Here is a 5769-nt window from a genome sequence, read left to right as displayed (position 1 = left end):
CACTTATCTTGATAAGGTATTACTGGCTGGTTTTAAGGCGGCGAGTAAAAAATGAGCATTCATGCTCTCACCCTGGTTGACTTCCTTTTCGCTTTCTCCCACACGCTAGGGAGAAATTAATGTAAAACAATCTCTGCCTTGATAACAACGACTTTCCCGTGCAATGACTTATCTAAACAGTTATTAATAATGTGTTAAATATTTTTTCACAAAATTTATTGGTAGAACAGTAAGGAAAGTGAATACAGCGGTAGATGCTACGTTACTGTTCACTGCATAAGTGATGTATCAAATTAATGTTATTTTTTGGTTTTAACTGATGAATAGAAAGTACTTACTAGAGTTTAAAGCTATTGACGGTTGCAAGCATTTTTAAGGTAAGTACGGCAGTACTTCGCATTAAACCTCTTTTAGTTGTTATTCAAACGAATTCAATAATGTCAGATGCCTATGGATGTAAACGTAAAGTGGTGTTTATTTATTGATTATATTGATAGATTTATACTCTGAATCAGTGCGATGTTATGGATGATTTTTAGGATGGAACCGATGGGCGTGGTCTTTATTGTTATTGTCGGCTTGCTAGGGGCGTTTGGGGCAAGTTTTCTCAATCTGCCAATGGGGGAGTTGTTTGGCGCTGTATTGATTGTTATTACCTGCCTGAAGTTCACGGGTAAAACGATACGGCTGCCAGGTTGTTTAATCCTACTGGTCCAAATTATATTGGGCATCAGTATTGGTATAACTGTACAGATAAACCAACTTGCTGACGCGTTCACACCATTGTTGTTTGCTGGTTTGCTCCTGTGCATGTTTTCTCAAACATTGGCCAGTTTCTTATGGCTTAATAAAAAAGAGGGCTGGCGGCCCTTTGAGTCTTTGTTAGGTGCTATCCCTGGAGCGCTTGGTGCGATTTTGGTTCTAAATGAAGAACAGGAGAAACCGTCGCCCAAGGTGATTGTCTCTCATACCATGCGGCTTTTGATGCTAGTGGTATTAGCGGGATATATTGCATCAAAGGGGGATGAAATTGTCCCTAAAGACATTGTCTTTCCGATAAGTTGGGGGTTGCATTTGGTGGCAATAGGCGCCATGAGTTTCTTGCTCGGTAAATTAGCTGGGCACATCGGCATACCGGCACCATTTATGGTAATGGGTTTGTTTGTCAGTCTGGCATATAACAACGTGCTAATCGGAGGCGTAATTACAGCTGTACCTAAAGAGTTAATCTTGTTTGCGACAGCGATGCTAGGGGTATTGATTGGCGCCCGGTTAGCAGAAACCACATTACGAGAAGTACTGCGTTATTCGCGGGCTGGCCTCATTATTACCACTATGGGCGTAGTGATTACTTTTTTTTATGCTCTTGGCTTTAGTTATATTACTGAACGAGAATGGGAAGTCCTTTTACTGGCTTGGTTACCGGGTAGCGTAGAGGCAATGACTGCTGTAGCGATTTTGATAGGGTTGGAGCCTGCCTTTGTTGCTATTAACCACGTGATGCGTTTGAGTCTGCTCTATATGTTGCCGAGTGTGTGCAAAGAACCTCTGAAATCGTTAAGTAGGAGGTAGTGTTCATTCATGATTACAAGGGGGGAAAAATCATGCCTATGTTTTTGCCCTGTACTCTCTGTTGCAAGTTCAGGCCGGCCATATCCGTGGGGAGACCGTACCCAAACGCGCTGAATTGTTACCTTGCTTCATCGTATCAATAATCTATTTATCGAATTGTTTATAGTGTTATGTCATTCTAAAGCTATCTATCAATACCTTAGTAGCATTAGAAATGTCAAAACGATTACTTTTAGCGTTCTTCGCTTTATTTATTACTTCTTCCACCATTGCCGCACCAAATAACTTTAGCCATGCCAAAGTGTTAGCCAAAGAAAATGTTTACTTTGACCAAACTGAAAAGGGGACATTTTACTGTGGCTGCAGCTATACCTTTATGGGGAAAAGTGGTGGCCGAGTAGACTTGGACAGTTGTGGGTATGACGTTCGTAAGAACCAAAATCGTGCCCAACGCATTGAGTGGGAGCATATTGTTCCAGCTTCTAACTTTGGTCGTGCGAGGCAATGCTGGCAAGAAGGCGGGCGTAAGAATTGTGTAAAAAATGATCCGGTTTTTGCTGTGATGGAAGCGGATATGCATAACCTGACTCCTTCGATTGGTGAAGTAAATGGTGATCGCTCAAATTATAATTTCAGCCAGTTCAATGCGTCGTCAAATCAGTATGGTCAATGTGATTTTAAAGTTGATTTTAAACGGCGCCAAGCAGAGCCTCGTAATGAGGTCAAAGGGCAGGTCGCGCGAACCTATTTTTATATGTTTGACCGTTATAATTTATCGATGTCCACCCAGCAGCAACGCCTGCTGGTCGCATGGGACAGGCAGTACCCTGTCTCTAAGTGGGAGCTTGAGAGGAACCGGCGGGTCGCTAAGCAAATGGGGCATGACAACCCATTTGTCACAGGTAAAGCGGTTTGGCAGGTTGGCCATAAAAATAGTGGCTCAGGCTTGAAATCAGCAGTAGTTTCGAAAGAAAGTACTACTGCTGATTCAGGGTATTTAATAAGGGGTAATAAGAATAGTAAGGTGTACCATCTACCTGCGGGGTGTCCAAGTTATAGTCGAATGAGCCCAAAAAATGTTGTGAATTTCCACTCAGAGCAAGAAGCATTATCAGCAGGGTATCGTAAAGCCGGAAACTGTTCATAACCCCAACTGTAAAATTGGCTGAGTAAAACAACTCAGCTAATTTTCAATCAATGACTTTTAGTCTGCACATAGAAATCAATGTTTGGTCGAATTTTATCCTTCATATTGGAAAAATGAGATTCCAATAATTGCGTGGCATATTCGGTTTTCAGTAATTAACTCTGAACAGTATGAATGTTTCTAACTGTAATTTCTCATTTTTGCTTATTACTAGTTATTTATTTTGGTAAAAAGTGTGTGGGGTTGGGTCTGCTTTTTTCGCTGTAAATAGAAGCTTTCTGATAAGCAAACCTAATGATATTTTTGAGTTTGATCAAAAATATTGATGTGTGGGGTGTGTATGGAAAGTTTGGTGGTAATCATCGCTGCGATCTTATGGACTGCTGGGCGCTATCGTATTCATACACCTGCTGAGTGGCAAGTTAAACACTGGTTAATCAAAGGTCTTGCTATTACATTGGCGTTATTTCCTGCTTCGTTCCTCTATTATTGGGACGATATGATTTCCTCAGCTTCATTTCTATCAAAGAATCAGATCATCTGCTGTGAAATCTCGCTGCGTTTGTTTCTTATTGTCATGGCAATTCAAAGCCTGATGGGGATCGTATTCATCGTTAGTTCAATGAAAAGAAAAGAGAAGTAGACCCAAGATCTGTTCTTGGGCGATTTGTTTACTTGTTATTCTCGCTCTTGTTCAGAATTTGAATGCGAAGGAAGATTGATAAGGTCCGTACCAGCATCTTTGATCAGGTTACAGGTGATAGCAGAACATCTTTGACGGCACCTTGGGTTGCCTGTTGAGTCAGTTTTAGTGAGTATGTTTGGTATATCATACTGAATTATAAGCCTTTAGATGTGGGTATACATAGCGATTCCCAAGCGCATTGATTACAGTGACCAGTTGAGTGACGTTTTTTCGAGCGAAAGCTGCCAAAGTTTGGTGGCCGCCTCTCGATCAAGAGCAACGTCATCAAGACTGTTTTCACCAACAGGCCCAACGGTATTCGCGCGTTTGGTTGGCCCATAAAGTTTCGCTGTTTGTAAGCCCTGTTCCGTTGCGCACATTACCTCCGGCCATGCGCCTTTTTCTGCAGATTGAGCAATAATGCGAGACATGACAGACCATACAAGCTTATTAAAAGTACTTGCTGTATCCATGAGTAGGTTTGTGCGAGAAGCGCCAGGGTGACAGATCTGAACCTCTACGCTTTTTCCCGCCGTTTTAATGCGACGCTGAAGTTCATAACCAAACATCATCTGAGCCAATTTACTTTGTGAGTATGAGTCCCACGCCGTGTATTTTTGATTAAAGTTAAGGTCTTCGAATTTGATTCTCTTCAGGCCCATTTTGTAACCGTTGCTGCCAACGATAACGATGCGTCCTTTAGACTCTTCAATGCGATCAAAGAGAAGACCACAAAGCAGGAAATGACCAAAGTGATTAACGCCGAGTTGGCTCTCGAATCCATCGACAGTGATCTCTTGTTTTGCTACCTGCGCAATCGCACCATTACAGATCAGTGCGTCGATGGTTGGTGTTGTTGCTAAGAGCTCTGCCGATGCTTTGCGCACAGAATCAAGCTTACCTAAATCAACCTGTACAACACTTACTTCTATCTGATTGCCTAAAGCCTGCTTTAATTCGGCGATTGCCGTTGCCGATTTGCTTGGGTTTCGGTTCATCATGATCACTCTGGCACCCTTCGTAAGCAGAATTCTCGAAGCCTCAAAACCAGCGCCGCTATTTGCACCGGTAATGACATAGGTCTTACCAGCAAGTGAACCAATGTGTTCTGGAGTCCAACCGTTTTTGCCAAATTGCTGAGTTGTCATAATCTGTACCTCTGCCGTTTTGTTGAGCATTTTATTAGCGCTGCAATCAAATTTGCACGCCGCTAACAGTGGGGGTATCTTTGTCTTGGTGTGACTATAACTCTCGTTTTGGCGATATAGTAGGCTGAATAATCGCTAATACTTGCCTATTTGTATCAATTGATTTGTAACGGGTTGAAAGCAATGAAACAGAGAATAAAAGAGCTGGTAGAGAGTCGTATTACAGAAGATGGTATGTTCGAGACCGGAATAAACGGTGTTCGCCTTTTTAAGGTGACGGATGCGATTCCATGTGCGCCTGCGGTTTATGAACCAGCAATTATTGCTATCTTGACCGGTAAAAAAGAAGCGATATTGGACGGGGAGCATTATGTCTATGACAACCGCCAATATATGTGTTGCACGGTTTCGCTTCCGGTTGAAGCGGGAACACCTACGGCATCACCCGATGAACCATTGCTTGGTATCTATATTTCATTGAACACTAAAGTGATGACGGAATTAGCGATCGAGATGGAAACTACATCAGGTGCGATTAAGCCACCCAAAGGTAGTTCACAACCGCCGAGTATGTCGCTAGCTAACTGGGATGATGCGTTTTCTGATGCACTGCTGCGTTTGCTTCTGTTAGGCGAGGATAAAGCGGATGTCGACATCCTAGGCGATAGCCGTCTACGTGAGCTCTATTATGCGGTACTGAAAGGGGAGGCGGGTATCTCGGCCAGAACGGCATTTGGAGTCGGTAATCAAATTGCCCGTTCTATCGAGTATTTATCACAATATATTGGTAAAAACGTCACCATTGACGAGTTGGCTGCGTTGGTCGGAATGAGCCGCGCGGTATTTCATCGGAAGTTTAAACAAGCCACCAGAATGTCACCCATCCAGTTTATGAAGTCGATGCGCCTGAACCGGGCAGCAATGAAGATTGCAGCGGGCATGAATGTCAGTGAAGCGGCTCTGGCTGTCGGCTATGTGAGTTCGTCGCAATTTAGTCGAGAGTTTAAGCGTATGTATGGTCAATCCCCTAAGCAGTGGAGCCAATCAACCGCCTTAATTGAAAATATCGTATAGCACCGTTTGATATCAATAGGCATTAATTTAAACAAACATTTTACTCCTTTCTGTTTGCTATTCATAACGCTATGTTCCTTTTAACTGTTGCTGAAGACTTAACATCCTGTTTTCGTTAAGTTCTTCAGTCACATCCATGTATC

General features: G+C 42.7%; 5 protein-coding genes and 1 pseudogene. 5 read left to right on the top strand and 1 reads right to left on the bottom strand.

Annotation, left to right across the window (positions count from 1 at the left end; translation table 11 throughout):
• Positions 1-540 precede the first annotated feature (540 nt).
• From NHN17_RS25300 to NHN17_RS25290, 4 genes and pseudogenes are all read left to right on the top strand, one after another.
• The gene (locus tag NHN17_RS25300; RefSeq protein WP_255045439.1) at positions 541-1572 is read left to right on the top strand and encodes an AbrB family transcriptional regulator; all 1032 of its coding nucleotides are present in this window, start codon (positions 541-543) and stop codon (positions 1570-1572) included.
• Between the two features lie 214 nt (positions 1573-1786).
• A pseudogene (locus tag NHN17_RS25295) lies at positions 1787-2470 on the top strand (endonuclease); the annotation flags it as partial.
• Positions 2447-2719, top strand: coding sequence for a sunset domain-containing protein (locus NHN17_RS26145; protein ID WP_444964453.1), 273 nt, complete (start codon positions 2447-2449; stop codon positions 2717-2719). The pseudogene NHN17_RS25295 and the gene NHN17_RS26145, both read left to right, overlap by 24 nt.
• A 340-nt stretch (positions 2720-3059) precedes the next feature.
• Positions 3060-3362, top strand: a complete 303-nt coding sequence (locus NHN17_RS25290) for a hypothetical protein (protein ID WP_255045438.1) — start codon at positions 3060-3062, stop codon at positions 3360-3362.
• 245 nt (positions 3363-3607) lie between these two features.
• Here NHN17_RS25290 and NHN17_RS25285 read toward each other — a convergent pair whose 3' ends face one another.
• On the bottom strand, positions 3608-4552 hold the full coding sequence (locus NHN17_RS25285) for an SDR family oxidoreductase (protein ID WP_255045437.1): 945 nt from the start codon (positions 4550-4552) through the stop codon (positions 3608-3610).
• Positions 4553-4735: 183 nt separating this feature from the next.
• Between NHN17_RS25285 and NHN17_RS25280 the strand changes: the two genes are divergently transcribed.
• Complete coding sequence (locus NHN17_RS25280; protein WP_255045436.1) at positions 4736-5626, top strand: AraC family transcriptional regulator; 891 nt, start codon at positions 4736-4738, stop codon at positions 5624-5626.
• Positions 5627-5769 lie beyond the last annotated feature (143 nt).

It is taken from the genome of Photobacterium pectinilyticum, from assembly GCF_024357955.1.
Lineage (GTDB): Bacteria > Pseudomonadota > Gammaproteobacteria > Enterobacterales > Vibrionaceae > Photobacterium > Photobacterium pectinilyticum.
The sequence above is the reverse complement of the archived record's forward strand: the minus strand, read 5'-3'. Positions and strand labels throughout refer to the sequence as shown.

What these genes read in the sequence shown, in the direction of transcription:
- NHN17_RS26145 (WP_444964453.1), top strand. Translation starts at nt 2,447, where the DNA reads ATGGGGCATGACAACCCATTTGTCACAGGTAAAGCGGTTTGGCAGGTT.
- NHN17_RS25290 (WP_255045438.1), top strand. Translation starts at nt 3,060, where the DNA reads ATGGAAAGTTTGGTGGTAATCATCGCTGCGATCTTATGGACTGCTGGG.
- NHN17_RS25300 (WP_255045439.1), top strand. Translation starts at nt 541, where the DNA reads ATGGAACCGATGGGCGTGGTCTTTATTGTTATTGTCGGCTTGCTAGGG.
- NHN17_RS25285 (WP_255045437.1), bottom strand. Translation starts at nt 4,552, where the DNA reads ATGACAACTCAGCAATTTGGCAAAAACGGTTGGACTCCAGAACACATT.
- NHN17_RS25280 (WP_255045436.1), top strand. Translation starts at nt 4,736, where the DNA reads ATGAAACAGAGAATAAAAGAGCTGGTAGAGAGTCGTATTACAGAAGAT.